Origin of the sequence: Streptomyces sp. NBC_01390 (assembly GCF_045040105.1) — a bacterium.
Lineage (GTDB): Bacteria > Actinomycetota > Actinomycetes > Streptomycetales > Streptomycetaceae > Streptomyces.
Genome location: NZ_CP109551.1, coordinates 10,111,382 through 10,136,829 on the forward strand (window position 1 = coordinate 10,111,382; position 25,448 = coordinate 10,136,829).

Annotated in this window: 25 protein-coding genes and 1 pseudogene; 11 read left to right on the forward strand and 15 right to left on the reverse strand. The window is 70.9% G+C overall.

Annotated elements, in window-relative coordinates; genetic code table 11:
* Positions 1-133 precede the first annotated feature (133 nt).
* Positions 134-1,807, reverse strand: coding sequence for a carbohydrate binding domain-containing protein (locus OG241_RS45225; RefSeq protein ID WP_405824319.1), 1,674 nt, complete (start codon positions 1,805-1,807; stop codon positions 134-136).
* A 171-nt stretch (positions 1,808-1,978) separates the two neighbouring features.
* A complete protein-coding gene (locus OG241_RS45230; protein ID WP_405824321.1) occupies positions 1,979-3,130 on the reverse strand; it encodes an ATP-grasp domain-containing protein in 1,152 nt (383 codons plus the stop codon).
* A 373-nt stretch (positions 3,131-3,503) separates the two neighbouring features.
* Here OG241_RS45230 and OG241_RS45235 point away from each other — a divergent pair, with 373 nt between their 5' ends.
* Together OG241_RS45235 and OG241_RS45240 are read left to right on the forward strand one after the other, a co-directional pair.
* Positions 3,504-4,412 (forward strand): metallophosphoesterase family protein, encoded by a 909-nt coding sequence (locus OG241_RS45235; RefSeq protein WP_405824323.1) that lies wholly within the window; start codon positions 3,504-3,506, stop codon positions 4,410-4,412.
* Entirely contained in the window at positions 4,360-5,079 is a 720-nt protein-coding gene (locus tag OG241_RS45240) for a 4'-phosphopantetheinyl transferase (RefSeq protein WP_405824325.1), read from the forward strand. Before OG241_RS45235 ends, OG241_RS45240 begins: the two co-directional genes overlap by 53 nt.
* On the opposite strand, the gene OG241_RS45245 is transcribed toward OG241_RS45240, so the two are convergent.
* On the reverse strand, positions 5,054-5,281 hold the full coding sequence (locus tag OG241_RS45245) for a hypothetical protein (protein WP_405824327.1): 228 nt from the start codon (positions 5,279-5,281) through the stop codon (positions 5,054-5,056). The two genes, OG241_RS45240 and OG241_RS45245, sit on opposite strands and share 26 nt — an antisense overlap.
* 233 nt (positions 5,282-5,514) lie before the next feature.
* On the opposite strand from OG241_RS45245, the gene OG241_RS45250 reads away from it, so the two are divergent.
* The gene (locus OG241_RS45250; RefSeq protein WP_405826781.1) at positions 5,515-6,537 is read left to right on the forward strand and encodes an alpha/beta fold hydrolase; all 1,023 of its coding nucleotides are present in this window, start codon (positions 5,515-5,517) and stop codon (positions 6,535-6,537) included.
* Between the two features lie 65 nt (positions 6,538-6,602).
* Here the strand turns inward: OG241_RS45250 and OG241_RS45255 are convergent, their stop codons facing one another.
* Genes OG241_RS45255 through OG241_RS45265 form a run of 3 tightly spaced genes read right to left on the reverse strand, consistent with a single transcriptional unit; the run spans position 6,603 to position 9,017 of the window.
* Positions 6,603-7,787, reverse strand: a complete 1,185-nt coding sequence (locus OG241_RS45255; RefSeq protein WP_405824329.1) for an MAB_1171c family putative transporter — start codon at positions 7,785-7,787, stop codon at positions 6,603-6,605.
* A gap of 13 nt (positions 7,788-7,800) precedes the next feature.
* On the reverse strand, positions 7,801-8,328 hold the full coding sequence (locus tag OG241_RS45260; protein ID WP_405826783.1) for a toxin-antitoxin system, toxin component: 528 nt from the start codon (positions 8,326-8,328) through the stop codon (positions 7,801-7,803).
* A gap of 32 nt (positions 8,329-8,360) precedes the next feature.
* A complete protein-coding gene (locus tag OG241_RS45265; RefSeq protein ID WP_405824331.1) occupies positions 8,361-9,017 on the reverse strand; it encodes a helix-turn-helix domain-containing protein in 657 nt (218 codons plus the stop codon).
* A 274-nt stretch (positions 9,018-9,291) separates the two neighbouring features.
* Between OG241_RS45265 and OG241_RS45270 the strand changes: the two genes are divergently transcribed.
* On the forward strand, positions 9,292-9,963 hold the full coding sequence (locus tag OG241_RS45270) for a hypothetical protein (RefSeq protein WP_405824333.1): 672 nt from the start codon (positions 9,292-9,294) through the stop codon (positions 9,961-9,963).
* Between the two features lie 87 nt (positions 9,964-10,050).
* Here the strand turns inward: OG241_RS45270 and OG241_RS45275 are convergent, their stop codons facing one another.
* The 7 genes and pseudogenes from OG241_RS45275 to OG241_RS45305 all read right to left on the reverse strand — a co-directional run bounded on the left by OG241_RS45275 (position 10,051) and on the right by OG241_RS45305 (position 16,170).
* Positions 10,051-10,986 (reverse strand): PDR/VanB family oxidoreductase, encoded by a 936-nt coding sequence (locus tag OG241_RS45275; protein WP_405824335.1) that lies wholly within the window; start codon positions 10,984-10,986, stop codon positions 10,051-10,053.
* The gene (locus tag OG241_RS45280) at positions 10,983-11,171 is read right to left on the reverse strand and encodes a hypothetical protein (protein ID WP_405824337.1); all 189 of its coding nucleotides are present in this window, start codon (positions 11,169-11,171) and stop codon (positions 10,983-10,985) included. Before OG241_RS45280 ends, OG241_RS45275 begins: the two co-directional genes overlap by 4 nt.
* On the reverse strand, positions 11,168-12,232 hold the full coding sequence (locus OG241_RS45285) for a Rieske 2Fe-2S domain-containing protein (protein ID WP_405824339.1): 1,065 nt from the start codon (positions 12,230-12,232) through the stop codon (positions 11,168-11,170). Before OG241_RS45285 ends, OG241_RS45280 begins: the two co-directional genes overlap by 4 nt.
* Before the next feature lie 181 nt (positions 12,233-12,413).
* A pseudogene (locus tag OG241_RS45290) lies at positions 12,414-12,620 on the reverse strand (oxidoreductase); the annotation flags it as partial.
* Positions 12,621-12,824: 204 nt separating this feature from the next.
* On the reverse strand, positions 12,825-14,123 hold the full coding sequence (locus tag OG241_RS45295; protein ID WP_405824341.1) for a DUF3533 domain-containing protein: 1,299 nt from the start codon (positions 14,121-14,123) through the stop codon (positions 12,825-12,827).
* Between the two features lie 75 nt (positions 14,124-14,198).
* Positions 14,199-15,317: a (4Fe-4S)-binding protein gene (locus OG241_RS45300; protein WP_405824343.1), complete on the reverse strand. Its 1,119-nt coding sequence runs from the start codon at positions 15,315-15,317 to the stop codon at positions 14,199-14,201.
* 151 nt (positions 15,318-15,468) lie between these two features.
* Complete coding sequence (locus OG241_RS45305) at positions 15,469-16,170, reverse strand: MerR family transcriptional regulator (RefSeq protein WP_405824345.1); 702 nt, start codon at positions 16,168-16,170, stop codon at positions 15,469-15,471.
* Positions 16,171-16,395: 225 nt separating this feature from the next.
* Here OG241_RS45305 and OG241_RS45310 point away from each other — a divergent pair, with 225 nt between their 5' ends.
* The 4 genes from OG241_RS45310 to OG241_RS45325 are packed head-to-tail and all read left to right on the forward strand — an operon-like array spanning position 16,396 to position 18,885.
* Positions 16,396-17,010 carry a DUF6230 family protein gene (locus OG241_RS45310; protein ID WP_405824347.1) on the forward strand — a complete coding sequence of 205 codons (615 nt, stop codon included), beginning with the start codon at positions 16,396-16,398 and terminating at the stop codon, positions 17,008-17,010.
* Positions 17,011-17,052: 42 nt separating this feature from the next.
* Positions 17,053-17,511 (forward strand): DUF6114 domain-containing protein, encoded by a 459-nt coding sequence (locus OG241_RS45315; RefSeq protein WP_405824349.1) that lies wholly within the window; start codon positions 17,053-17,055, stop codon positions 17,509-17,511.
* On the forward strand, positions 17,504-18,754 hold the full coding sequence (locus OG241_RS45320) for a hypothetical protein (RefSeq protein ID WP_405824351.1): 1,251 nt from the start codon (positions 17,504-17,506) through the stop codon (positions 18,752-18,754). The genes OG241_RS45315 and OG241_RS45320 overlap by 8 nt, the downstream gene beginning before the upstream one ends.
* The gene (locus tag OG241_RS45325; protein ID WP_405824353.1) at positions 18,751-18,885 is read left to right on the forward strand and encodes a hypothetical protein; all 135 of its coding nucleotides are present in this window, start codon (positions 18,751-18,753) and stop codon (positions 18,883-18,885) included. The genes OG241_RS45320 and OG241_RS45325 overlap by 4 nt, the downstream gene beginning before the upstream one ends.
* Positions 18,886-18,971: 86 nt before the next feature.
* Here OG241_RS45325 and OG241_RS45330 read toward each other — a convergent pair whose 3' ends face one another.
* Both OG241_RS45330 and OG241_RS45335 read right to left on the reverse strand, forming a co-directional pair.
* Positions 18,972-19,430, reverse strand: a complete 459-nt coding sequence (locus tag OG241_RS45330) for a hypothetical protein (protein ID WP_405824355.1) — start codon at positions 19,428-19,430, stop codon at positions 18,972-18,974.
* A gap of 115 nt (positions 19,431-19,545) precedes the next feature.
* Positions 19,546-20,481, reverse strand: a complete 936-nt coding sequence (locus OG241_RS45335; RefSeq protein WP_405824357.1) for a hypothetical protein — start codon at positions 20,479-20,481, stop codon at positions 19,546-19,548.
* 400 nt (positions 20,482-20,881) lie between these two features.
* On the opposite strand from OG241_RS45335, the gene OG241_RS45340 reads away from it, so the two are divergent.
* From OG241_RS45340 to OG241_RS45350, 3 genes are all read left to right on the forward strand, one after another.
* Positions 20,882-23,980: an AfsR/SARP family transcriptional regulator gene (locus tag OG241_RS45340; RefSeq protein WP_405824359.1), complete on the forward strand. Its 3,099-nt coding sequence runs from the start codon at positions 20,882-20,884 to the stop codon at positions 23,978-23,980.
* A 106-nt stretch (positions 23,981-24,086) separates the two neighbouring features.
* Positions 24,087-24,752 (forward strand): M15 family metallopeptidase, encoded by a 666-nt coding sequence (locus tag OG241_RS45345; RefSeq protein WP_405824360.1) that lies wholly within the window; start codon positions 24,087-24,089, stop codon positions 24,750-24,752.
* A gap of 71 nt (positions 24,753-24,823) precedes the next feature.
* On the forward strand, positions 24,824-25,360 hold the full coding sequence (locus tag OG241_RS45350; RefSeq protein ID WP_405824362.1) for an RNA polymerase sigma factor: 537 nt from the start codon (positions 24,824-24,826) through the stop codon (positions 25,358-25,360).
* Positions 25,361-25,448 lie beyond the last annotated feature (88 nt).

The window sequence follows — 25,448 nt, forward strand, 5'->3', positions numbered from 1 at the left end:
GCTGGTCGCGCAGTTCCCCGCGCCCCTTGGGTGGGACGGGCGGGGCCGTGTTCTTGCGGCCCCGCCCGTTCCTGTCGATGCGACCCGGCCCGCCTCTCTTCGCGGGCCGGGTCGCCCCTTTTTCAACGGCTGCTCAGCCGGTGAAGCCGGCCGTGATCGAGGTGAACTGCCAGGTGTTCTGGCTGATGCCCGAGCAGTTGCTGACCACTCCGCCGCCGGGGCACGGGCGGTCGCGGTTGACCGCCCAGTAGGCGAGGCGGGCGATGTGGTGGGAGTTGGACCAGTCGCGGATCTGCGTCCAGGTCGTCGGGCTGGTCAGTTCCTGCTGGTCGGACAGACCGTTCATGCCGGAGATCCCGATGTGGGCGTACGCCGTCGCGTCGTCCCAGCCGAACGTGGACCGCAGTTTCGTCTTGAGCCCCTCCGTGGCGTTCACGGTGCTGGTGTACATGTCGGCGCCGCCGCCGAAGTCGAACGGCATGATCGTGAACACGTCGATGTTGGCGCCCAGGGCCGACGCGCGCTCGATGAGGCGGTTGCCCCAGTAGGTCGGGCCGGTGGTCGACGTGCCGAAGGTGAGGATCGTGCGCAGGCCCGGGTTGTTCGCCTTGACGATCTTCAGGGCGCCCAGGATGCGGTCCTGCACCACCTCGCTCTCGAATTCGTCCGAGTTCTCGATGTCGACGTCGATCGCCTTGAGCCCGTACGCGTCGATCACCTTCTGGTAGGCGCCCGCGAGTGCCTCGGGCGTCGAGCAGTTCGGGCCGAGCTTGTTGCCGCTCCAGCCGCCGATCGACGGGACGATGTCACCGCCCGCCGCACGGATGGAGTTGATGACGCTCTGGTCGTTGCCGCCGGTCAGCGCCCGGGTGCCGTCCCAGGCCGGGTTGCAGCCGCCGGAGGACAGGATGAACGCCAGCGTGAACCACTTGACGCCCGTCGCGCTCATCACCGAGGTCGCGCTCGGCGGGTCGCCCCAGCCGAGGTAGAGATAGGGCGCCGCCTGCTTGAACCCGGTGGTGCTCCCGCCCGCGTCCGTCGTGACGCTCACGGAGTTGGAGGCCGCCGAGACGTTGCCCGCCGCGTCGCGCGCCTTCACCGAGAAGGAGTACGCGGTGCTCGGCGAGAGCCCGCTCACCGTGGCCGTCGTGCCGGACACGCTCTGCACCTGGTTCGCGCCGCGGTAGATGTCGTACCCCGTGACGCCGACGTTGTCCGTCGAGGCGTTCCAGGCCAGGGAGACCGTCGAGGAGGACTTGGCCGTGGAGCGGAGGGTGCCGGGCGCGGTCGGTGCCTGGGTGTCCGAGCCGCCACCGCCCGGGCCGTCGAGGCTGATGTCGTCGGCGTAGTAGGTGCCCTGGCCGTACCAGCCATGGGTGTAGACCGTGGCGGTGGTCTGCGCGGCTCCCGTGGTGAAGGAGACGGAGAGCTGGGCGTACGCCGAGGGGGACGTCGTCCAGGTCGAGGCGCCGCTGTCGACGCCCAGGTAGACGTATGAGCCGCGCACCCAGCCGCTGAGTGTGTAGGCGGTGTTGGGGCGGACGGTGACGGTCTGGGTGCACTGGGCGTTGTCGCTCGAACTGGCCGCCCCGGCAAGGGACTTGGTGCCGCCGTGGACGGGGGAGGAGGTGATCTGACCGAGGTTGCCGGTGCAGGACCAGGGGGAGAGGGAACCCGACTCGAAGCCGGGGTTGGCCAGGACGTTGGCCGCCTGGGCGGTGCCGGGCAGGGCTACCGCCCCGGCCAGGGCCAGGGTGGCGGAGCCGAGCAGGGCGAGCAGTCGGTGTCTGGTGAGTGTGAAGCGCACGCGATCTCCCTGAAGCGGTGGGGGTGTTCGGGAGTGCAGAGCTCTGCACGAAGATGCAGAGGGGTGCGCAACAAAGTTGGTCTGGACCAGTCGGGCTGTCAAGAGACTGAGCGCCGATTGGTCCAGACCGATGAGGGTGAGTCCGGTGGGTGTGTCCGGTTGACGAGGGGGTTACGCGGTGGCCGCCGCCGGTGCTCCCGCGGACGCGTCCGCCGCCGAGACCGGCTCCTCGGCGGGCGCCGTCGCCGGTACGGCGGCAAGCTGGGACGTGGGCTCCGGAACCTCGTCCGCGGTCGCCGACACGGTACGCACCAGACGCGGCGCGGAGATCACCGCGTAGTCCTGCCCGAGGAACGGCGGCACCAGGTCGCCCGGGTCCTCGCCGAGCGCCAACTGCACTGCCGCCCAAGGGGCGTTGATGCCGCACAGTGAGAGCTGGTGCAGACCGCCGGCCGGCCGGGTGTTGACGTCCATCAGGACCGGCCGGTCCTCGTACATCCGGAACTGGATGTTGCTCAGGTGGTGCAGTCCGAAGCCCTCGGCGATGAGCCGCGCAGGCTCCAGCCAGGCCTCGTCGAGGGTGAAGCCGCGCCGCCGGCCGTTCTTGGTGCGGCCGATCGCCATCCGGATGCGCGAGTCGGGGCCGGTGAGGCAGTCGACGGACACCTCCGGCTGCTCCAGACGGGGCATCACCAGCCAGTCGATGTCCTCGTCGGTGTTCCGCAGCACGTCGAGGACCATGTCCAACTGGACGTAGGGGCTGGGGAACCCGTTGAGGTGCGACATCGAGAAGGGGGCGCGCGTGATCATGCGGAAGCCCACTCCACCCGCGCCCGCCGCCGGCTTGAAGCACGCCTTGTGGCCGTCCGCCTCCAACTGTTCGACGGCGACGACGAGTTCGTCGGCGCTGCGCACCCGCCACCAGGGCGGCACAGGGACGCCGACGGCCTCGACGGCCTGGTAGGCGGTCGCCTTGTCCTGGAAGACGGCCACGGCCTCCGGCGTCGGCGCGAGCAGCTTGGTGCCGACGGCCTCGAAGTCCGCGCGGTGCCCGACGATCGCGTCCTGGTGCAGCCGCGGTACGAACACGTCGATCTCGCGACGGTCGCACTGGTCGAGCGCGTACTCGACGTACGCGGCGGGGGACAGGCCCTCGGGCTCCATGGCGGCGGTGTCGGCGGCGGCCAGGACGGGGGAGTCGGCGTCCCCGTGGGTGGCGTGGATCTCGACGGCGCGGTCGCTGGGATTTCTCCTCAGCTGTTCCATGAAGAACACGTTCTCCGCGTACGTGCGGTTCAGCCAGACGCGTACGCGAGAGACCATGCAGGGCCACCTTTCAAGGTTCACGGGCGCGGCGACACGTCAAAACAAGGCCGAGCCCGGCCAGGGGAGAGTTGGGAACACGACAAGCCACCCGGGTGCGAACCGGATTTTCGGCGGAAGTGTTGAGGCGATCATAAGGCTCCGCAGACCCTGTTCCTGCTACGCGCGTGTTACGGAATTGACAGCAGTACCCCGTGTGTTTCCTTGTGTACCAACAGTGGTCCCCTGTAATGATCTTCGGCCCGTCCGGTGAGCTGCGCCGGGAGGGGTGCCGGACGGCGGGGAGCCGTACTTGTCCGGCTGCCGGTGATGTGTTCTTGTGGGTCCGAACGTGCGCCCGCGGGGGCGGAGTTCGGATGCGGAAGGGGCTGGGGTGGAGACGACGGCCGGTGGTGCCGGACAGCTGCTGGCGATCAGTGATCTGCACATCGGTTACCCGGAGAACCGCGCCCTGGTCGAACAGATGCGCCCCGAGACGGACGACGACTGGCTGCTCGTCGCCGGCGACGTGTCGGAGTCGGTGGCCGACATCCGCTGGGTCCTCGAAACCCTCGCCGGCCGCTTCCGCAAGGTCGTCTGGGCCCCCGGCAACCACGAGCTGTGGACACACCCCAAGGACCCGGTCACTCTCCGTGGGGTCGCCCGCTACGAACACCTGGTCGAGCTGTGCCGCGAGCTGGGTGTGACGACGCCAGAGGACCCGTACCCCGTGTGGGAGGGCCCCGGCGGCCCCGTGGTCGTCGCGCCGCTCTTCCTCCTCTACGACTACTCCTTCCTGCCGCGGGGCTCCGCGACCAAGGAGGAGGGACTGGCGTACGCGCACGGCACCGGCATCGTCTGCACCGACGAGTACCTCCTGCACCCCGACCCCTACCCGACCCGCGAGGCCTGGTGCCGGGCCCGCGTCGCGGAGACCGAGCGGCGGCTCGCCGAACTGCCCGAGGACCTGCCGACGGTGCTCGTCAACCACTATCCGCTGGACCGGCATCCGACGGACGTGCTGTGGCACCCCGAGTTCGCCATGTGGTGCGGCACCACGCTGACCGCCGACTGGCACCGCCGGTTCCGCGTCGCGACCATGGTCTACGGCCATCTGCACATCCCTCGGACCACCTGGCACGAGGGCGTCCGCTTCGAAGAAGTGTCCGTGGGCTACCCCCGCGAATGGCAGAAGCGCCCGGGAGACCCGGGACGGCTGCGCCGCATACTGCCGATGGAGGTCGGATCCGGTGATCGAGGAGCTGCTTCCGGCCACGGTGGTGGCCGTGGAGACGCACGGTGACGAGTGGGCCGACAGCGCCTACGGGGCCGGCGGGCCCGGGGGCGCGACGCTGTATCCCGAGGAGGCGGCGCTCGTGGCTCGGGCGGTGCCCAAGCGCGTCCGCGAGTTCACCCTCGTACGCGCGTGCGCCCGCCGGGCCATGGAGAAGCTCGGCGTGCCGCCGCAGCCCGTGCTCCCCGGTGAGCGGGGCGCCCCGCAGTGGCCGGCCGGCCTGGTCGGCAGCATGACCCACTGCGAGGGCTACTGCGCCGCCGCACTGGTCCGCGCGGACGACCTAGCCTCCGTCGGCATCGACGCCGAACCCCACCAGCCACTGCCCGAGGGCGTCCTGGACTCCGTGTCCCTGCCCGCCGAGCGGGTACACCTGCGCGCACTGACGGCGAACGCGTCCGGAGACCCCGTGCACTGGGACCGGCTGCTGTTCAGCGCCAAGGAGTCGGTCTACAAGGCGTGGTTCCCCCTCACCGGCAGGTGGCTCGACTTCAGCGAGGCCGACATCGAGTTCACGGCGGTGCCCGGCCCGCACCCGTACGGCACCTTCAGGGCCCGTCTGCTGGTGCCCGGACCGGTCGTCGGCGGCCGGGAACTCGGGTACTTCGACGGGCGCTGGACCGTGCGGCGAGGGCTGTTGGCGACGGCGGTCAGTGTGCCGCACCAGCCTGCCTGAGCAACCGGAAGAATCTCTCCTCGTTGCCCGTCAGCCCCGCCTGCGCCAGGGCTGCCTCCGCCTCCGCGAGGACGGCCGGTGGCACCACGGGTGGCCGGTGGCTGCCCTGCGGCACGTCGAAGGCGGCGCGGACGGTGTGCAGCAGCCGCAAGTAGGCCTGTACGGCGGTGCGCTCACGGTCGGTCAGTACGGCGGTCGGCATCGGACGGCTCTCCCCATGTCGGCGTCATCTCTGCGTCATCTCTGTTCAGTGGTGCACCTCCCAGCTTGCCGCCCACCACTGACAATCCCGGTTCCGTACACGTCGGTTCGCTCGCTTAGCGGAGGCGAAACCTTCTCGAAACGCCTCGTGAGAATGGGGTTCTACGCTGGATGGAAAGGGTTTTCGGCAAGAGGTTCAGGGGTTCGGGCACAGGAAGCGGGGAGGTGAGCGGTGTGGCGGACATCCCGCGTCACGGACCGGCGCGCGCGGTACGGCTGCGACCGGTCGGCGACGGTGAGCTGGAGCTGCGGTACCGCGTCGTGCACGGCTACCGCCGGGCCTTCCGGATGGCCGGCGAGGGCCCGGCCCTCGTCCTGATCCACGGCATCGGGGACTCCTCGGAGACCTGGGCCGAGCTGATCCCCGACCTCGCCCGCAACCACACCGTGATCGCCCCCGACCTGCTCGGTCACGGCGCCTCCGACAAGCCGCGCGCCGACTACTCGGTGGCCGCCTACGCCAACGGTGTGCGCGATCTGCTCACCAGCCTCGGCATCGAGTCCGCGACGCTCGTCGGACACTCGCTCGGCGGCGGGGTGGCCATGCAGTTCGCCTACCAGTTCCCCGAGCGCACCGAGCGGCTCATCCTGGTCAGCGCGGGCGGTGTGGGCCGCGAGGTCAACCCGGTCCTGCGCGCGGTGTCGGTGCCCGGCGCCCATCTCGCGCTCTCCGCGCTGCGGTTGCCCGGGATGCGGCTCCAAGTGGGGCTCGCCGTACGGCTGATGAAGCTCCTGGACACCGATCTGGGCCAGGACGCGCAGGAACTGCTCACCCTCGTCGACGCGCTGCCCGACGAGACCTCCCGCAACGCCTTCATCCGCACCCTGCGCGCGGTCGTCGACTGGCGCGGGCAGGTCGTGACGATGCTCGACCGGTGCTATCTCACCGAGGGCATGCCGACGATGCTGCTGTGGGGGGACCGGGACAGCGTGGTGCCGGTGCGGCACGCGTACCGGGCGCACGAGGCGATGCCGGGCAGCCGGCTGGAGATCTTCGAGGGGGCGGGGCATTTTCCGTTCCACGGTGATCCGGCGCGGTTCGTGGCGCTGGTCGAGGAGTTCACCGGGGGGAGTGCGCCGGCCGACTGGAGTCGGGAGCACTGGCGGGAGCTGTTGATCGACGGGCGGCCCTGCGATGTCCATGGGCGGGCGGTGGAACGGGACTTGCGTGAGGTCAGCGAACGTAGCGCTACGTAGTGTCTCGGCTGCGGGCTCGCTGTGGCTGGTCGCGCAGTTCCCCGCGCCCCTGAAAGCATCAGCGCCTACCGCCAAGCCGCCGCTTCTTCTCGCACCGCTGCGACCACCGGGGACCGGCGCAGGGCGTGGGACATGGCTACCAGGTCGCGGGGGGTCTCCGTGGCCGATGGCGGGCCGCCGTTCTCCGGCGTCGCCGCAGTGATGATTCTGCCGTCCGGGTCCGCCGACCGGGCCCGTAAGGCCGCCGTCACCATGGCCGCGTCCGCCTCGGCGCGGGCGACGTCGGGGGAGGAACCCGCGGCGCGGGCGGCCTCGTAGGCCCGGGTCCGGACGGTCGCGTCGAAGTACGGGTAGAGACTGAGCATGCCGTCGTGGATGTCGGACTCCCGTCGGGTGACCTGGAGTTCGGCAGACGACCACCAGGCGATACGGACCGCGTGGTCGCCGTGGTCCGACAGCGGGGCGAGCTCGCGCCACAGCGGGCTGAGCCGGCGGTACGTCGACCAGGTGCTCCACACGTCCTCGACGCGCTGGCAGGCCAGCGGGATGCAGAAGCCGGCCGCGGTGACGACCTCCGCGGCGGCGGCCAGCGCGGGGGCGACATAGGTGCTCAGGTAGTCGAGGTCTCCGCCGTTCCAGCGGGCGACGACGGCCGTCAGCTTGGTGGCCGCGAAGGCGATGTTGCAGAAGAAACCGGCCACGATGACGAGCAGCCCCACCCGCAGCCAGCCGTGCACCCTCAGCGCCCACGGCCAGCAGACCATGTTCATCGCGATGTTCGCGACCGTCAGCGCGACGAGGTACAGCACGATCATCTCGCGGACGAACGGGGTGTTCGCGTAGTACGTGTCGAAGTCGCGCAGACGCTGCTCGGGCGTGTCCCCGAGGGCGAACAGGGCCGCCGTCGCCACGATCACGACGGCGTACCCGGCGATCCAGCGGTGCGAGGCGCGCCGGGTGGCCTCGGGCGGGCCGCCGCGCCAGTTGATGATCAGTACCAGGCAGGAGGCGCTGAAGGCGCTCAGCAGGCAGTACACCAGCGGCGCCGAGAAGTTCGGGACAGCGGTGATCCGGTTGACCCGGGCGATGGTCGGCGGGGCCGCGAAGAGGAACACCAGCACGGACAGCAGGAGCAGCGCGTACACCGACCGCAGCAGCGGGTCGCGCCAGGCGCGCAGCACCGCCCGGCCCTTGAGGAGGAGGACGATCACCATCGCGGCCGACGGCACGTAGTAACTGGAGTCGTTCACGGCGGGCGCCGCCTCAGCTCTGCGGCCCGCGATAGCCGAGGGAGGCCTCGATACGGCCCGCGAGCTGGTCGCGCCGCACCGGCCGGCGCGCCGAACCGGCGAGCCACGTACGGCACTTGCTGGCCAGCAGCAGACCGAAGCTCTCGGCGGCCTGCTCGTCGGCGAGGTCGGAGCGGGTGCGGGCGGCCACCTTGCGCACCGTCGCCTGGAGGTCCGCGGTGTCGCTGAGCAGCCGGGCGGCGACCACCGCGCCCTCGACATGGTGGCCGCAGTGCCCGGCCTGCATGTGCCACAGCTCGTGGCCCAGGATCACCAACTGGTGGTCGGGCGCGGTGCGTTCCTCGACCACGATGAGGTCCTGGTCGGCCATGTCGAGCCACAGCCCGCTGGCCGTGCCGGGTGGGAAGGGGGCGGCTCGGAACACGACGGGACGGCCCCGGCGCCTGCTCATGGCGTCGCACAGCGCCGCGTAGAGGTCGGCGGGTTCGGCCGGTGCCGGGAGCTTCAGCTCGGTCACCAGCTCGCCGCACAGGCGGCGCATTTCCTTGCCGATGTTCACAGTCATCCCTCGGATCACGACTCCGGCCGCTTGACGCTCTCCAGAAGCATGTCCAGCCACTCGGCGACCTTGTCGCGATGCTGGTCGGAGGGCAGCTGCGCGGCTCGCCAGGCGATGCCGCGGACGCCGTGGTCCTGCAGCAGCCGCTGCAGCGGGTCGTCGGCGGCCTTCGCCGCTTCGCGCTCCCGGTCGGCGAGCTGCTGGAGAAGCTCCTGTTCACAAGCCTGGAGGGCGCCCGCGAGTGCCTCGGGATCCTCCGCGGTGAGAAAACCGGCGTGCACTCTGAAGAAGCGCTGGATGGCGTCGCAGTGCTCCATGGTGGGGCGCCGGTCGCCGTTGATGAGCGCGCCCGCCTGCTGGCGCGACATGCCGGCGCCGTCGGCGATCTCCTGCTGGGTGTACTTGCGGCCGTTCGGTTTCAGCCGGGTGCGGCGCAGCAGGCCCAGCCGCTGAAGGAAACGGGCCTGGAGATCGGGCTCGCCGGCGCTCTGCCCGCTCAGCAGGGCCTTGACGACGCTCTCCGGGACGCCGGACGCGGCGGAGAGCCGCCCGGTCCGGAAGACCTCGGCGTGCGCCACTCCGAGCCGGTCCGCGAGCGCGGTGACCCGGGCCACGACGGCGGACAGCAGAACCGTCGCCGTGGCGCCCGGAACCTCGTAGCCATCCGTCACCGACAGATCTCCTACCGTCTTCTGTGTATGTGGGTCGCGCAGGTCTTCGCGTCCCCGTACGTCTACGTACCTCTGCCGCGACTTCGTCGGTCGCCGTGAACTGCCCGGAGAGAGTAGCGGGTTGTTCGAACTCACATCCAGCGCTCGCCACATCTGTGGCCAGATTCAGCCGTCAACAGGCATGAAATGCCACGATAGTTGACACGGCTCCTGCCAGGGCAGCAGGATCAGGGCGCCGCGTGAAGGCCGCATAGGCAAGAGGGGTGACCTCCCGATGGCATTTCAGGCAGGAGGGCAGCGGCCGGCGCCGCGGCCCGTCCCCGAGAGTCCCGAGGCCCAGGCGTATCTGCGGGACTACGCCGCACTCGTCGAGGCCGTGACCTTTCCGTCCGTCGTCCTCGACCACCGCTGGGACGTGGTCCTCTCCAACACCGCGTTCGAGACACTTTTCCGCGCCGTCGGCCCGCATCCCACGGCCATGCCCGGCGACAACTTCCTCCGTTTCGTCCTCTTCCATCCGGACGCGGGCACGGTCCTCGGCGAGCACGAGTCGAGCTGGTGTCTGCCGATGCTGGCGCACTTCGCCGCCGCGATGGAGCGGCACGCCCAGGACCGCGGTCTCCAGGCCATCCGCCGCGACATCGCCCAGGACCCGCTCATGGAGGCCGCCTACCGGCAGGGCCTGCCGCACTGGATCCGGGCGGTCGGTGCGGAGGCCGTCCAGCACGACGGGGCACTGCGCCCGCTGCTGCACCCCGATCCGCGCTGGGGCGCCACCGAGTGCCGGGTCGTGGGCGAGACCCCCAGGTCTCTTGCGGACCTGGGCTATACGAGGCTGACGCTGGTGCTCCGCGAGACGCGGCGCCCGGCGGACACCTCACGCGGACCACGCCGCCCGCGGCGCTCGGCGAGCCACCTGAGCGTGGTGCCGGCCCCGGAGGCGTGAGACGGGACCTGGCCCCGGAACCGTCGGCGTTCAGGTCGTCGACGGCACCGGGGCCACCGCCCTGTCCGTAGTGGTGGCTCAGAGGTCTCAGAGATCGAGGACGAGCCGTGGGCCACGGCAGCGGGACACACAGATGAGCATCGTCTCGCCCGTCTCCCGCTCCTCGTCCGAGAGCACCGAGTCCCGGTGGTCCGGAGTGCCTTCGAGTACGTCCGTCTCACAGGTCCCGCAGGTGCCCTCGGTGCACGAGAAGAGCACCTCGACCCCCGCGCCGCGCACGACGTCCAGCACGGACACCTCGACGGGCACGGTCAGCGTACGACCGCTGCGCTGCAGGACCACCTCGAACTCACTGTCGGCGCCGCCCTGCCCGGTCTTGGGCGCGAACCGCTCGACGTGCAGCGCACCGGCGGGGCAGACCGTCTCGATCGCGTCGAGAAGGGCCCCGGGGCCACAGCAGTAGACCAGGGTGCCCTCCGGCAGCCGCCCGACCTCCGCTTCGAGGTCCAGAAGCCCGGTCTCGTCCTGCGGAGCGAACGTGACCCTGTCCCCGTAGCGCCCCAACTCCTCGGTGAACGCCATGGAGTCACGGGTGCGCCCGCCGTACAGCAGCGTCCACTCGGCGCCCGACGCCTCGGCGGCGGCGAGCATCGGGAGGATCGGTGTGATGCCGATGCCGCCCGCGACAAAGCGGTACCGGGGGGCCGGCTTGAGGGCGAAGTGGTTCCTGGGCCCGCGTACCCGCACCTTGTCGCCCAGCCCCAACTGCCCGTGCACGTACGCCGATCCACCGCGACCGTCCGGCTCGCGCAGCACCGCGATCCGCCAGGTCGACCGGTCGGCGGGGTCGCCGCACAGCGAGTACTGCCGCTCAAGGCCGGGCCCGAGCACGACGTCGATGTGGGCGCCCGGCTCCCAGCCCGGCAGCTCCTCGCCCAGCGGATGCCGCAGCGTGAGCGCGAGCACCCCGTCCGCCGCCGACTCCCGCTGTGCCACGACGAGTTCGGCTTCGTAGACGCTCATGAGCCGCTTCCCTGTGCCTGGTCCGGCTGAGGTTCGTGTCCCTGCGGGTGGGCGAGCATCCACTCCCACATCTCGATCGGGTCCTGCGAGCTGTGTTCACGGCCGCAGTGGCAGGTGCCGTGCAGGACGTCCGTGCCCGGCAGCCAGGCGATGCGGTAGATCTCCCCCGTGGGGCTGCCGCTCACAGGACCTTCTCCACCGGCTTGTCGCCCTCCTCGACCAGCCGGGCGAGGATCCGGCGGGCGGCGAGACCGCCGGTGTCGATGTTGATGCTCAGCTCCTGGTACCCGGAGCGTTCCGAACCCAGCGTCCGCTGAAGGAGGTTGAGCGCGTCGACGTCCTGCATGACCACGGTGTGGTTGTTGCCCCGCAGGAACTCAGTGACCTCGTCGTCGTCCGTGGCCCAGTCGCGGGAGACCATCCAGAAGTCGTACACCTTGCCGTCGGCAGACGGTGTGATGGCGTACGTGATCTCGGTGTGGAACCCGTTCGGGTCACTGCCGTCGGCCTCGGGCACAACACCCACCGGCGCGATCCGGCTGTGCAGCAGATACAGGCACGGCGCGTGGTACTCGATGTCCTGCCAGCGCGTGATCCGCCCCTCGATGCCGGTCGACCTGGCGTAGAACGGCGGGCACTCGGCGTCGTCCATGTGCCGGCTCACCCGTACGATGCCCGCGCCCTCGTCGACCTCCGTGTTGATCGGCGTCTCGGCGACCTCGGGGGTGCCGATGTAGCCGCCGTGCAGATAGGTCTCGTGGGAGAGGTCGAGGAGGTTGTCGACGAGCAGACCGTAGTCGGCGTCGATCGGCTCCATGCCCTTGACGGTGACCCAGCCGGGGGAGTCGAGGTGCCGGGCCCGCGGAATCGTGTCGGCGTCGGCGAGGGCCGGGTCACCGATCCACACCCAGATCAGGGCGTCCTGCTCGACCACCGGGTAGGAGGCGACGCGAGCGGTGCGCGGAATGCGTTTCTGCCCGGGTACGTACACGCACGCGCCTGTGGTGTCGTAGGTGAAGCCGTGGTAGCCGCACACGATCCGGTCGCCGTCGAGTCCGCTCTCGGAGAGCGGGTAGCGCCGGTGCACACACCGGTCGGCCAGGGCGACGGGCGTTCCCTCGTCCTCGGTGCGGTAGAAGACGAGCGGCTCACCGAGAATGGTCCGGCCGAGCAGGTCCCGCCCCACCTCGTGGCTGTAGGCGGCGACGTACCACTGGTTCCTGGCGAAGGCGGTGGTGTGAGGCATGGCGTTCCCGTCCCTGTCGGCGGGGCGCCGTCGCCCCGCGTGCCGTGGTTGGAACCAGGGTCGTGAGGCTCGCATCGGCTCGGCAAGGGAGCTTCTGCCAGGCGGAAGGGCTTCTGTGAAGTAGCTGGTCAGACCCCTGTTCTGTCTGGGGGATTCGTACGCACCCTTTCCGCGGCCCCGCTCATCGGTGGCCGGCCGCTGCCTTCAGTTGCTCGGGGAAGGCGACACCGGTGAGTTCCTCGGAGGCGGTCCACAAGCGCACGGCTGCGTCCGTGTCACTGGCGCGGGCGGAACGGCCGATCAGAGTGGGGTTGCCACGTCGTTCACCCGGACCATCTGGGCCCACGAAAGAGGCGCCGGGCAGGTCTGTCACCGCCGCGAACAGCGTGCGGATCTGCTTGCCGAAGGCCCCGGCCGGGGCGACGCGGCGCAGTACGTGCGCGCGTCCGGCCAGGGGACCGGCGGGGTAGCGCAGCTTCGGCTCGGCAGCGGTGGCTGCCGAGCCGATCGCCTTGGCGACGGCGGCGGGGGCGTCGCCGTTCCTGACGGGCGTTGCCATGACGCGGTCGACGGTCTGCTCCTGCTAATTCCGCTAGGCAGGGACGGCGGTCTTCTCGGGCTTCGTCTCGACCGGGATGCGGTGCAGTCCCTTGCGGTCGTACCACCTCAGCACGCCGAAGCCGAAGAGCACGGCCACCGCGAGGCCGACGGCCAGCATCACCCAGCCCCGGGTCAGGCCCGCGTCGCTCTGGGCGTCGTAGTAGAGGATCGAGCGGATACCGCCGGTGATCTGGCGCAGGGGCTCGAACTCCGCGAGGAAGCGGTAGAAGCCGGGCAGCGCCTCGAGCGGGGTGGTGGCGCCGGCCGTCGGCACGGACATCCCGATGAAGAACAGGGTGACCAGCAGCATGCCGGGGGTGCCGAAGACGGCGAGGAGGGAGAGCGCACCGATTCCGGCCACCGCGATGGCGCACACCGAGTACAGCCACAGCAGCGGAAGGTGGGAGGCGTCCATGCCCATGATGCCGACGGCGCCCGCCATGACCAGGGTTCCCATCAGCACGGACAGACCGGCCATGAGCGTGCTGCTGATGGCGAGGGTCTGCACGCGGGTCGCCCTGATCAGCGGGCGGTGCAGGCGCAGTGGGCCCATGTCGTTGTGGGTGTAGCCCAGGGCGTGGTCGACCTGACCGGTGATGACGTTGGCGGAGAGCATGCCGCAGACCACGAGGGCGAGGGCGTAGTAGAACGCCGTCATGCCCAGGCCGCTGTGGGAGCCGAGCGGATGGCCGTCCTCGACCGTGACGGCGGCCGGATCGGCCAGGAGAACGCGTGCCGCGGCGGGGAGTTTCGCCTGCTGGGCCGAGGTCTGCGCGGTCAGTTCCTTGCCCAGCTGGAGCGAGGCGTTCTCGGCGGCCTGTGTCGTGGCCGTCCGGGCCATGCTGGAACCGATGCTGCCGGCGGACTGGTTGGTCAGCACCGTCAGCGTTGGGCGGCCCGGGGTCTGGGTGGTTGCGGTGCCGGTCAGCGCGGTGGTGGCGGAGGTGAAGTCGGCGGGCACGACGAGTGCGCCGAACAGCTTGCCCTTGCCGAGCTCCTCCTTCATCTCCCTCTCGTTCATCACCTTCCAGTCGATCTTGTCCCCGCCTGCGGCGGACTTCCTGATCGCACCGGTGATCCGAGCCCCGAGGTTGACCTGCTTGCCGTCGACAGCGGCTCCCTTGTCGGCGTTGACCAGGCCGACGGGCAGTTTCTCCAGGTGACCGGCCGGATCGATGTTGGCGCCGACGTAGAACACGGTGAACAGCAGCGCGAGTACGCCTGTGATGAGGCCGTTGGCGATCCACAAGGGTTTCGCGCGCAGTACGCGGAAGGGAGGAATGGCACTCATGGCTTACTCCGGGTCATGACTTACTCCGGTCTTGACAACAAAGGTGCAGGGTGAAGGGAAGGGGGGCGGACGGCGTCAGTGGGGTTCGGAGCGTTTCGCCGGGGGATGCCAGCCGCCGGTGACTTCCTTCACGGGCTTGTGCGGGAAGCGGCGCCGCGCGTACTCCTGCGCGTGGGAGCCCGGCAGGACATAGAGGGTTTCCTTCTTGTCCTGGAGCGGTCGCAGCACGGTGTCCATGAAAGTCTTGCGGTCGTCCAGGTAGGGGCCGAGGACGTCCTCGCCGGCGGGGCAGACGGCGAGGCAGTAGCCGGACTTGTAGCCCGGGGGTGAGCTGAGGCTCTGCCACATGGAGGCGCTCTCGGAATCGGTGACGCGGGAGCGGTAGTCGGTGGCGTCCTCGCTGTCGGCCACGGTCTGGGCCCAGTCGGTGAACCCGCTCATGAACTCGCGGTAGTTGTGCGTGGTGCAGGCCAGCGCGTCGAAGGCCCCGTCCTTGGCGATGGCGCCGACCGGGCAGGCGGCGACGCACAACTTGCAGTCGATGCAGGGGTTGTAGGCCAGCGCCTGCCCGTACTCGCTCACCTCCGCGTCCACCAGGACGGTGACCAGCAGCACGAAGCTGCCGAACTTCGGGTGGATGACGTTGCGGTGCAGGCCCATCACGCCGAGCCCCGCGGCCACGGCGACCGTCTTGTGCGCCACCACCCAGATCCGCTCACTGGGGAAACGGTCCATCTCCTGGGGGAAGCCGACCGACGGATTGAGCGCGCGGTAGCCGGCGTCCTGCAGGGCCCGAGTGACAGTGCGGGCGGCATGGTTGGCCTGCTCGTCGGTCTGGTGGTACTCCTGGTTGGCCACGCTGCGGGCGGGGGAGCGGCAGTTGTCGCGGTTCATCCGGACCGCCATCGCGATCAGGGTGCGGGTGCCGGGCAGCGCGGACTGTGCGTACTCGCGCTCGCCGGCCAGATCGGGGTGGTCCAGGCTGACCGCGGCCGCGTCGTCCGCACCGGCCGCCAGACACAGCTCGCGCAGCCAGGTCGCGTCGATCAACGGCGGCGGGCTCGTCGCGTCGGCGGCCCTCTGCCGGGCGAGTACGGCCTGTACCGAGGGGTGGGCCGCCAGTTTCGCAGGGAGCCTGGGTTCCGCCGATCGCCCCTCGGTCACCTGCCCCTCGGTGTCGCGCGCGCCAGTCATCCGATGCTCCTAGGGATGCGGGTTCGAGGCTCGCCCCGACAGCGAGAAACCGGTCAGTTTCGCCACTGTAAACCGATCGGTTTTCGCATGCAAGTCCCACTGGCGGGTTGCTTCTGCTCGGCGCGTGACGCGTCGGCACCCCGCGCGGGACTCACTCGGCCGGATGCGCCTCCCGCGTACACGCGCGGCGATCATGACGGCGGTGGTTCGCGTCCTCCTGGGCCAGTCGCCGCAGGAGCATGACGACCGGCTCGAACAGCACGGTGAGGGTGACCGCCCGTTCGGCGAGGGCGATGCGGTCCTCGATCCCGTCGAACTGCGCGAAATCCAGGTTCGCGGTGGAGGTGGCCAGCTGTGCGTACGGGAGCAGGTCCTCGGCCGTGTAGTCGGTGCCGAGGCGGCTCAGCGCCGCGAGACTCTCGGCGAGTGCCGGGCGGTGCGGTGACGCCTCGGAGATCTCCCAGCCCATGTCTTCGATGAGCGCCTCGACCCTCGCGGCGGCAGCACCTGACACCGCCTCATCGGCTGCGCTGTCCGGTCCGTCGCCTGCGCCGCTGTTCTTCACCTTCGCCTCTGCGGAGGGGGCGGGCAGTGCGTGGTGGACGACGCCCAGCGTCTCGAACGCGTCCAGTGGACGGTCGACGGCTTCGAGTACCTCGCGGGTGCGCGCGACGGACAACCCGCCGAGCTGGATGAGCGAACGGATCAGACGGAGCCGCTGGATGTGCTCCTCGCCGTATTCGACCGTGGTCGGGTTCAGTGCGCGGCCCTCGGGGAGCAGTCCTTCCCTTCGGTAGTACTTGATGGTCGCCACGGGCACCCCGGACCGTCGGCCGAGCTCTGAAATCCTCATGCGCTCCCTCACGCTCAACTGTCCCACCAGTATCGCGTTACCGGGGGTTGCCCCCGTGGGTTCGATAGTGCCACTATCAGCCACTCGATAGTTGAGATATCGAGCGCGTCCTCGGTGTGCCCGCTTTCGCACCCGGCCGTAGCTCTTCCCCCCGCCCGGGTCCGGGCCGGCCAGTCGGTCCTCGGCCCGGTCGTCCCGTACGCCTCGACAACGGAGAACCCCACCATGTCCCAGCGAATCGGTAAAACCCACTGGAAGCGTTTCGCCATCGGCGTGGTGCCGACGGTGGCCGCCACGGCGGCTGTCGCCGTCTCCATGGCCCAGGGCGCACTGGCCGCTTCGTTCAGCATCTCCGGTTCCGACTTCAAGGTCTCGGCCGCCTCCCTGAGCGGCACCGGATTCGGCAACTACGCCACGGTGGACGTCACCAAGAACGGCAAGCACGTACCCGTGGCCGTCTCGTCGATCAAGAACGCCAAGGTCGTCGACATGTGCCAGTCCGTCCCGGTGGACATTCCCGTGCTCGGGACGTACACGATGACCCTCAAGGCCGGCGGGGAGGGCACGCCGGTCAGGGCCAAGGACCTGTACCTCGACATGACCGACCTCCAGGCCAAGTCCGGCACCTTCACCAACATCGACATCGGCGTCGCCACCGGTTCCATGACCAAGGGTCAGGTCAACCCCAAGGACCATGTCGACCCCAACGGCTACGCCCAGGAGGCGGACACGGTCAAGATCATCGACGCCCGCCAGACGGTCTGGGCCTCGACCGCGGGGACGTTCGAACTGGCGGGCCTGCACATGGGCATCTCGGCCGGCCGCCACGACTGCTTCTGACCTCGCTTCCCCCCACCCCGCTCACGATTTGGGAACTTCCACATGACGAGTGCAGGCGCATCCGCGCACCCCTACAGTGACAGCGGCTTCGCCCGCACTCGCCGGGACTTCCGGGCCTGGCGGCGCACCCGCCCGTTCTGGGCCGGCCTGCTGGTCCTGCTCGCCGCCGGGCCGATCATCTACTTCCCCTACTTCAACCTCTCCCTGGGTGGCCTGTCGGTGGCGATGTCCACCACCGCGGGGGCCGGGTCCCTGGTCATCGGCCTGACGCTGATCGTCCTCGCCGGACTTCTCTGGTCCCAGCCGGTCATCAGGTTCTTCGCCGGCTGCGTCGCCATCTTCCTCGGTGTGCTCTCGCTTCCCATCTCCAACTTCGGCGGGTTCTTCTTCGGCACGCTGTTCGCGGCCACGGGCGGGCTCCTCGCCCTGGCGTGGGGTCCGGTGGACGAGGACATACCCGCCGGCACCGACGGCTCGGAGGGAGAGCCGGAGAATGCCTGACCACTCGCCCGACCTCCGCGGCGAGGCCGTAGAGCCTCGCTCCGTCCAGCCGTCGAGAGGCCGACACGCCTTTCCCCGTACGCCCGCGCTGACGCGCCTGCGCCTGCCGCTCGGGAAGGCTCTCGCGCTGACCGCACTGCCGACCGCACTCGTGCTCGGAAGCAGAGGTCTGCCCGCCGCCGACACGACCGCCACCGTGGCTCACTCCGTTTCCGAGGAGGAGGCGGGGGCCGGTGTCGACTGCGCCCGTCCCGACGACTCGTCAGCCTCTGCCGCGGCGGCTTCCGTGAGCCCCACTCCGACGGCCGCCCGCCGCGCGTCCAGCGCTCCCAAGGGCGACGAGCCCGTCAAGCCGTCGGAGCCCGTGGCCGAGGAAAGAACGGGGCCGGTCGAGGCTCCGGCCGCCGCCCCCACTCCCACCCCCACTCTCTCTCCGAGCGCGAGTTCCACCGCCTCCGGTCTCGCGGGCATCATCGGCACCCTCTTCGGCGACAACAGCGCGCAGCGGAGCCCGGCACCGGACGCGAGCCCCTCGCCGACGTCGGAACCCCACGCGAGCCCCTCGCCGAGCCCGACCTCTCCGAGCCCGACCTCTCCGACGTCGGAGGCCACGGCACCGTCCGACCCACTGCTGCCCTCGCCCCACGCATCGCCTGCCACAGGCCACCGGCCCGCCGAGCCCTCGCCCGGCCCGCCCCGGCCGGAGTCCACCGGGGAAGCCGACCGCACCTGTGACATCGGTGATCTCGAGGCCCCCGAGGACAACGCTGCCGGTCCGTTCGCCGCCGAGTCGTGGAACATGAAGGGGAGCCGTGTCGCCCTGTACGACGTCGTCTTCGGCGGTGTGGTGACCGTGGACACGGCCGCAGGTCCCAAGCGGGTGCTCAAGTTCTCCGCGGCGGACGTCACGATCCGGGACCTGAAGATGGCGGTGCCCGTCGGCCCGGAGGTTCAGCACATCGACGGTGGGCCCGGCTCGACGTCCACGTTGAAAGGTGACCGCATCACCATGTACGTCGAAAGCCTGACGGGCACGGTCTCCGGTGTCGAAGGCCTTCCCGTGCCGTCCGTCCTGCGACTGCACCTCACCCCCGACACCGTGCCGGAGTGGCTCCTCGACACGGTCGGGAAACTCGGCCTCAAGCTGCAGCTCACCCTGGACGACGCCGACATCGACCAGGCCGGACAGACGGGAGGAGAGCTCGTCATCCCGGGGATCCACGGATACGGCACACCACGGTGAACGTCGGCCTCAACTCGCTGCCGGACGAGATCCGCAGGCTGGGGCAGGTCGGACAGGTGCGCCGGCTGGACCACCGGTTCCTGGCCCTGGGCGACGCCATCACCGCCCGAGGCGGCTTCTGCCAGGCGTAGGCGCCGGTGTGACCGGGCTGGTCAGTGGACGTCCGAGCGCCCCGGTACGCCCGTCAACGGGAGTACCGGGGCGCGCTCGTCGATCCTCAGCCCTGGCTGCAGTAGTCGACCCAGCGGTGCGAGGAGATGTTGTTGTTGACGCTGGCGCCGAACTGGGACAGGCCCGCGCCGTAGGTGAAGCGGTAGTTGCCGGTGGTGGTGTCCGACCAGCGGTCACCCTGGCTGATGCAGGCGTGTGCGCCGCCGGCGTTGGGGGCGGTGTACAGGTCGACCGCGTCCAGGAAGCCCGCGTAGCCGTTGTTCCAGATGTCGGAGGTCAGGTTGCGGCAGCTGCCCCAGTTGTCGGAGTTGCCGTCCCACTTGCACTCCCGGCCGCGGCCGTTGGGCTGGGTGTAGACGTGCAGGAAGCCGTCCGAGGAGGCGAGCTGGGCGGACTTGGTGCCCTGCGATCCCGCGTCCAGTGCGCTGGCGCTGGAGAACGGGGAGAAGAGGGCGGCGACGGCGGCGGCGGAGGCCGCGACGGTGAAGAGACGCTTGACGGACATGGTGTTCCTCAATTTCGTTGGCTTGTTGGTTCGTTGGTTAGTTGTTCTGTGGTGAGCGGGGTGGTTCGCCCACGGCTCGGCGGCCGTGGGGGGTCTGTTGGGGGAGCGGGCCGGCTCAGTCGCCGCGGGCGACGATCCCGCGGGCCCGGGGCAGTGCCTCGCGCCTGAGACGCGCGAGATCGGCCGTCTCCTCGGGGTAGCGCCGCCGCAGCTTGTCCCGGTACTCGGTGTCCAGGGACTTCGCCACGGTCGACAGGCCGCTGGAGGCGGCACAGGCCGCCTCGGCCGAGGCCAGCCGTACTTCCTTGGTGTGCGGCCACGGATCGGCCGGCTGGGTGGCCGCGGCGCGGGCCTCCGCGGGGCCCGGGTACGCGTACCCCTGGTCGCGCATACAGCGGGCCCACGGTTCGACGGCTGCCCGGTAGCGCTTGTCGTTCGTCACGAGGCCGACGCGCATCCCGGCCAGGCTGTCGGTGACCCGGGTGGCCCGGAACCAGGCCTGGAGGTCGGTGTACAGCTTGCGTTCGGCGGTGGCCTGGCAGCCCTGGTCACTGTGGGAGACCTGCATGCCGCCCGGCAGCCGCGCCGAAAGCCCTTGTGGCCGCGCCCCGTTGAGGGCGCTCACCAGGACGGCCCGGTCCTTCGCCGGCCTGGAGTGGAAGTACCGCTGGTTCGGGTTGCGCCGGGCCTCGGCCTCCCGGTCGCGCCGCAGGTCGGTGCCGTAGCCGTGGGCCCTGGCCCATGCCGGGTCGTCCACGACGTAGGGGAACCGGGTCGAGACGTCGTCGGGCCTGGACGGCTCGACCCAGTACTCGTGCCCCTGCTTCTCCATGCACTCCTTGATGAGGAGCTGCTCGGCGAGCGCCAGCGTCTCCCGAGGGTCGCCCGTGGTCCGGCGCGGGCCGGCGTCGGCGGCACCGGGAACGGCCGTACTGGGAACTGCCGTACTGGGATCGGCGGCACCGGGGACCGCCGCGGTGCCACCCGCGCAGCCGGTGGCCGTCGCGGCCAGCAGACCGGCGGTCAGCAGGGCCAAGGTCCAGCGGTGCATGCGGCGCCTCCCGGGGCTCCTGTCGAACGAACGTGTTCTTCTCGACCCGTTGACGCCTCACGGGCCCCATCCGTATGCGCTCGAAACTCGGGTTTCTTTTCTTTCGGCGATCTTTCTCCGACGGTCATACGGCGACGTCGGGCGAGCCGTCCTTCCTGCACGCCACGCGCCTCACCGAGCGTCGGAATCCAGCCAACTGATGGCAGAAGGGAGGCGCGTCGACTCTGTCGGCGGCACCGCCGACACGCTCTGTCCGCCGCGTGATCGCTGGGGAACGGAACCGGTTGGCCGCAGCGACCGGATCCGGTCACGGCGGTCCGGCCGCCGCCGTGCCGAACGCGTGATCGCCGATATCTTTTACCCTGTTCCGCGGGGCGGACGGTACGGCGATCGGGGAGCGATGTTCGAAGTGCGGCTGCTCGGTCCGGTGGAGGTGTGGGAGGGCGACCGGCGGGCTCCGCTCGGCGGTGTCAGACCCCTCGCGGTCCTGTCGGCGCTGGTCGTCCACCTCGGTGAGGTGCTCTCCACCGAGCGGCTCGTGGACTGCGTCTGGGACGAGCGGGCACCGGCCACCGCGGGCGCTCTCGTGGCCACGCATGTCTCCGCCGTGCGTCGCGCACTGGCCCAGGTCACCCCGGCCGCGGTCGTCCGCACACGACCGCCCGGCTATGTCGCCGAGCTCGAACCGTCGCAGATCGACGCCCGCCGTTTCGAGGATCTCCTCGCCTCGGGCCGGGCCTCGGCCGCGGACGGCCGACCCGAGGAGGCCGCCGACCTGCTGTCCGAGGCGCTGGGGCTGTGGCGCGGCCCGGAGGCACTGGAAGGGCTCGCCCAGTCGTTCGCCCGGATCGAGGCCGCCCGGCTGGCGGAACTGCGGCTCATCGCCCAGGAGGAGTCCTTCGCCCTGCGCCTCGACCTGGGCGGCGCGGACCGGACGATCGCCCCCCTGCTCGCGCACGTCGCCGCCAACCCACTGCGGGAGCGGCCACGCGGCCAGCTGATGACCGCGCTGTTCCGCACCGGCCGGGTCTCCGACGCCCTGCGCACGTACCAGGAGGGCCGCGCGATCCTCCGCGAGGAACTGGGCATCGATCCCGGGCCTCAACTGCGGGCCCTGCACCAGGCGGTACTGACCAACGACGCGAAGCTGTCGGGCGACCCGGGGCCGCAGCGCACCGGGCGGGAGCAGCCGAGGCTCCCGAAGCCGTCGCCGGGCGCGGCGCGCGGCGCGTCCAGCGCCCCGCCGAGACCCGCGCCGTCACATCTCCCGCCGGACATAGCCGACTTCGTGGGCCGCTCCGAGCAGATCGACTGGGCCTCCGCGCTGCTGAGCAAGGTCGACGAGACCGGCCGCACCGCCTCACCGATCGGCGTGCTCTCCGGCCGTTCCGGAACAGGCAAGACCGCGCTCGCCGTACACGTCGGCCACCGGATGTCCGCGCTCTTCCCGGACGGCCGTCTGTTCGTGGACCTGCGCGCCGGGGACACCGCCCCGCTGCAGCCCGCCGACGCCCTGGCCAGGCTGCTGCGCGCCATGGGAGCCGACCCCGAGAACCTGCCGACCTCGGTCGAGGAGCTGACGGGGCTGTACCGCACGCTCATCGGGAACCGGCGCGTCCTGCTGATCCTGGACAACGCGGCCGGCGAGGCGCATGTACGGCCTCTGCTGCCCCCGGGCCCCGGCTGCGCGGTGCTCGTCACCAGCAGACGCCGGCTGGTGGCGCTGGAGGGCGCCGCCCATCTGGACCTGGCCGTGCCCGACCAGGCGGAGGCGCTCGAACTGCTGCGCAGGGTCGCCGGCCCCGACCGTACGGACGCCGAACCGGAGCGGGCCGCCGAGATCGTCTCGCTGTGCGGGCGGCTGCCGCTGGCCGTGCGCATCGCCGGCGCCCGGCTGGCCGCCCGTCCGCACTGGGCGCCCGGCCGACTCGCCCGACGACTGCGCGACCAGCGCAGCCGGCTCAACGAACTGCGCGCCGGAGACCTGGAGTTGCGCACCAGCCTTGAGCTCGGATACGCCGACCTGGATCTGTCGGAGCGTCAGGCGCTGCGTCGGCTGGCCCTGTTCGACCTGCCGGACTTCGCGTCCTGGATCGCCGCCCCTCTGTTGGACATCGGCACGCTGGAGGCCGAGGAGGCGGTGGAGCGGCTGGTGGACTGCCACTTCATCGACGTGATCGGCGTCGACGACACGGGGCGCAGCCGGTATCGCATCCATGACCTGGCCCGGGAACACGCGCGGGAACACTGTCTGTCCGAGGAGAGCGCCGAGGAGCGCAGGGCGGCCGTGCTGCGGCTGGTGGCGTCCTGGCTGGGGCTGGCCAGGAAGGCGGCGGCCCTGGGCCCGGGCGCGGCCGGCCGGTACTTCCCCGAGCCGGCCGCCGTACGGGCCCTCGACGCGGAGACGGAGGAAGAGCTGCTCGGGCGCCCCGCGTCCTGGTTCGCCGCCGAACAGGCCTGTCTGCTCGCGGCGGTGGAGTACTGCGCGGACAACGGTATGGACCGTGCCGCCCGCGACCTGGCCGGCGCGTTGATCGCGAGCTCGGCCGCGCTGTACAACCAGTTCGACGCCTGGACCCGCTCGCACGCCGCGGCCATGGCCGCCGTACACCGCAGCGGGGACGGCGAGGGCGAGGCGTGGCTGCTCGCGGGGCTGGGCCAACTGCGCTACGAACAGGACGAGTTCGAGGAGTCGTACTCCTACTTCTGCAAGGCCCTGCGCTTGTTCGAGGCACGCGGCGACGTACCGGAGGGCGCGGCTCTCGCGCTGGCCGGGATGGGGACGGCCCGGCGCGAACAGGCCGGGTACGCCGAGGCGTTGGAGCTGCTGAACGCGTCACTCGGCCTGTACGGGGAGTCGGGCGAGCGGGGCGCCCGGGCCCGGGTGCTGTACGGCATCGGCTATGTGCACCGGGAGCAGGGACGGGGCGAGCAGGCCCGGCAGGTGCTCGCGCGGGCGCTGGAGCTGTACCGCGCGGAGGGCGACCGCAACGGTGAGGCGCTGACCCTGCGATCGCTGGCCCTGTGCCACCGGGCCGAGGGCCGACTCGCGGACGCCGAGCGGCTGTTGCACGAGGCGCTGCGGATCTTCGCCGGTCTGCGGGACACCTTCGGCGTGATGTACACCGAACAGTCGCTGGCCAAGACGGAGTTGCGGCTGGGGCGTCTCGACGAGGCACGCGAGCGGCTCGGCCGGTGCCTGGAGATCGCCCGCGAACGCCAGGACAGGTTCGGTGAGGCCCTCGTCCTGCGCACCCTGGGCGAGTGGCATCTGGCGGCCGGTGATCCGGACGGCGCCCGGGACCCCCTGGAGCAGGCGCTGTCGGCCTGGCAGACCCTGCGGCTGCCGCTGTGGCGGGCACGTACCGTCCGGGATCTGGCCGAGGTGTGGGAGGCGCAGGGCGACCCGGCGGCGGCGCGCTCGGCCCGGGCCGAAGCACACGCGGTCTTCCGGGAGTTGGGCTGCGGGACGGCAGAGCCGGCGGCGGACGCCGAGTAGTCCGCACCGTCCGCGGACCATCCTGGTGGGCGTCTGCAGGCATCCCTGTGGGCCGCTTGCAGACAACTTGCAGAGGATCTGCAGCGCCGTCCGGGACTCTTTGAGCGTGACAGAGATCATCACGCTCTCGGACGCCCGGGTCGCCGCGGTCGCGCAGAAGGACTGCGGTGAGTCGCTGGTCGACCTGCGCGGGACGGGCCACCTGTGGCTCGACCACCGGCAGGCCGACGACGACGGCCACTACGCCCACCTCCGGTCCGGGGCGCTGCGCCGGCTGGTGCGGGCCCAGCGCCTGCTGCCGGCCGGGGTCAGGTTCCTGGTGGTGGAGGGGTACCGGCCGCCCGACCTGCAGCGCCGCTACTTCGAGCAGTACGCGCGAACCATGCGCCTGGCCCACCCGGACGCTTCGCCGGAACGGATCCGCGAACTGGCGAGCGCGTACATCTCCCCGCCGGAGGTGGCACCGCACGTCAGCGGCGGAGCCGTCGACCTGACGCTGTGCGACCAGGACGGCCGGGAGCTGGCACTGGGCACGGAGGTCAACGCGACCCCGGAGGAGAGCGAGGGCGCCTGCCGCACCGAGGCGCCCGGGATCAGCGCCGAGGCGCGTGCCAACCGGGCCCTGATGGGCTGGGCCCTCGGCGCGACCGGCTTCGTCAACTACCCGACCGAATGGTGGCACTGGTCGTACGGCGACCGGTACTGGGCGCTGCTGCGTCAGGCACCGGCCGCCCGCTACGGCCCCGCCGCCCCGCCCAACCCGACGGCCTGACCAGCCGCCTGGCGCACACGACACGACGCGACACGACCGTACGACCGCGCGTACGAACGAGGGGAACAGTTGTGAACACCAGCACCTACGCCTGTCCGCCACCGCCTCGCGAGGACGGCGACCGGATGAGCCCGAAGGACTTCGACGCCTCCTTCGCGGCGGACATGCCACGCCTGCGCCGACGGCTGCTGGCCCTGACGGGCAACCCGCACGACGCCGACGACCTGGTGCAGGAGACCTATCTACGGCTTTTCAGAAGGGCCCGCGCCCAGAACCTGACGCACCAGCAGCACCCGTACGCCTACACCTGCACCGTCGCCCTGAACCTGCTCCGTGACTCCTGGCAGCGTCCCTCGCGCCGCGAACAGTCCACCGACCGGCTGCCCGAGACCGGCTGGGACGGCGGGCTGGCCTCCTACGAGGCTTCCGAGACCACGCTGGCGTTGCTGGGTGTGCTCTCCGAGAAGGAGGCCGCGGCGGTGATCCTCGTGGACCTGGAGGGACTCAGCCACGACACGGCCGGAGAACGGCTCGGCGCGCACCGCGGAACGGTCCAGCGCAACCGGATGCGGGGCCTGGCCAAGATGCGCGACGCGCTCGGCAGCTGACTCGTGCCGCTCCCTCCACGGGGGTGGGGGAGCGGCACGTACCCACACCACCGACGTCTCCGGCCCGGCCGGTGACGGCACCTCTTTA

Bases quoted from the DNA above. Each gene is read 5' to 3' on its own strand.
- OG241_RS45295 (WP_405824341.1), bottom strand. From the start codon at position 14,123: ATGAGTGCCATTCCTCCCTTCCGCGTACTGCGCGCGAAACCCTTGTGG.
- OG241_RS45230 (WP_405824321.1), bottom strand. From the start codon at position 3,130: ATGGTCTCTCGCGTACGCGTCTGGCTGAACCGCACGTACGCGGAGAAC.
- OG241_RS45275 (WP_405824335.1), bottom strand. From the start codon at position 10,986: ATGAGCGTCTACGAAGCCGAACTCGTCGTGGCACAGCGGGAGTCGGCG.
- OG241_RS45260 (WP_405826783.1), bottom strand. From the start codon at position 8,328: ATGCGCCGCCTGTGCGGCGAGCTGGTGACCGAGCTGAAGCTCCCGGCA.
- OG241_RS45245 (WP_405824327.1), bottom strand. From the start codon at position 5,281: ATGCCGACCGCCGTACTGACCGACCGTGAGCGCACCGCCGTACAGGCC.
- OG241_RS45270 (WP_405824333.1), top strand. From the start codon at position 9,292: ATGGCATTTCAGGCAGGAGGGCAGCGGCCGGCGCCGCGGCCCGTCCCC.
- OG241_RS45340 (WP_405824359.1), top strand. From the start codon at position 20,882: ATGTTCGAAGTGCGGCTGCTCGGTCCGGTGGAGGTGTGGGAGGGCGAC.
- OG241_RS45285 (WP_405824339.1), bottom strand. From the start codon at position 12,232: ATGCCTCACACCACCGCCTTCGCCAGGAACCAGTGGTACGTCGCCGCC.
- OG241_RS45300 (WP_405824343.1), bottom strand. From the start codon at position 15,317: ATGACTGGCGCGCGCGACACCGAGGGGCAGGTGACCGAGGGGCGATCG.
- OG241_RS45330 (WP_405824355.1), bottom strand. From the start codon at position 19,430: ATGTCCGTCAAGCGTCTCTTCACCGTCGCGGCCTCCGCCGCCGCCGTC.
- OG241_RS45335 (WP_405824357.1), bottom strand. From the start codon at position 20,481: ATGCACCGCTGGACCTTGGCCCTGCTGACCGCCGGTCTGCTGGCCGCG.
- OG241_RS45320 (WP_405824351.1), top strand. From the start codon at position 17,504: ATGCCTGACCACTCGCCCGACCTCCGCGGCGAGGCCGTAGAGCCTCGC.
- OG241_RS45305 (WP_405824345.1), bottom strand. From the start codon at position 16,170: ATGAGGATTTCAGAGCTCGGCCGACGGTCCGGGGTGCCCGTGGCGACC.
- OG241_RS45315 (WP_405824349.1), top strand. From the start codon at position 17,053: ATGACGAGTGCAGGCGCATCCGCGCACCCCTACAGTGACAGCGGCTTC.
- OG241_RS45310 (WP_405824347.1), top strand. From the start codon at position 16,396: ATGTCCCAGCGAATCGGTAAAACCCACTGGAAGCGTTTCGCCATCGGC.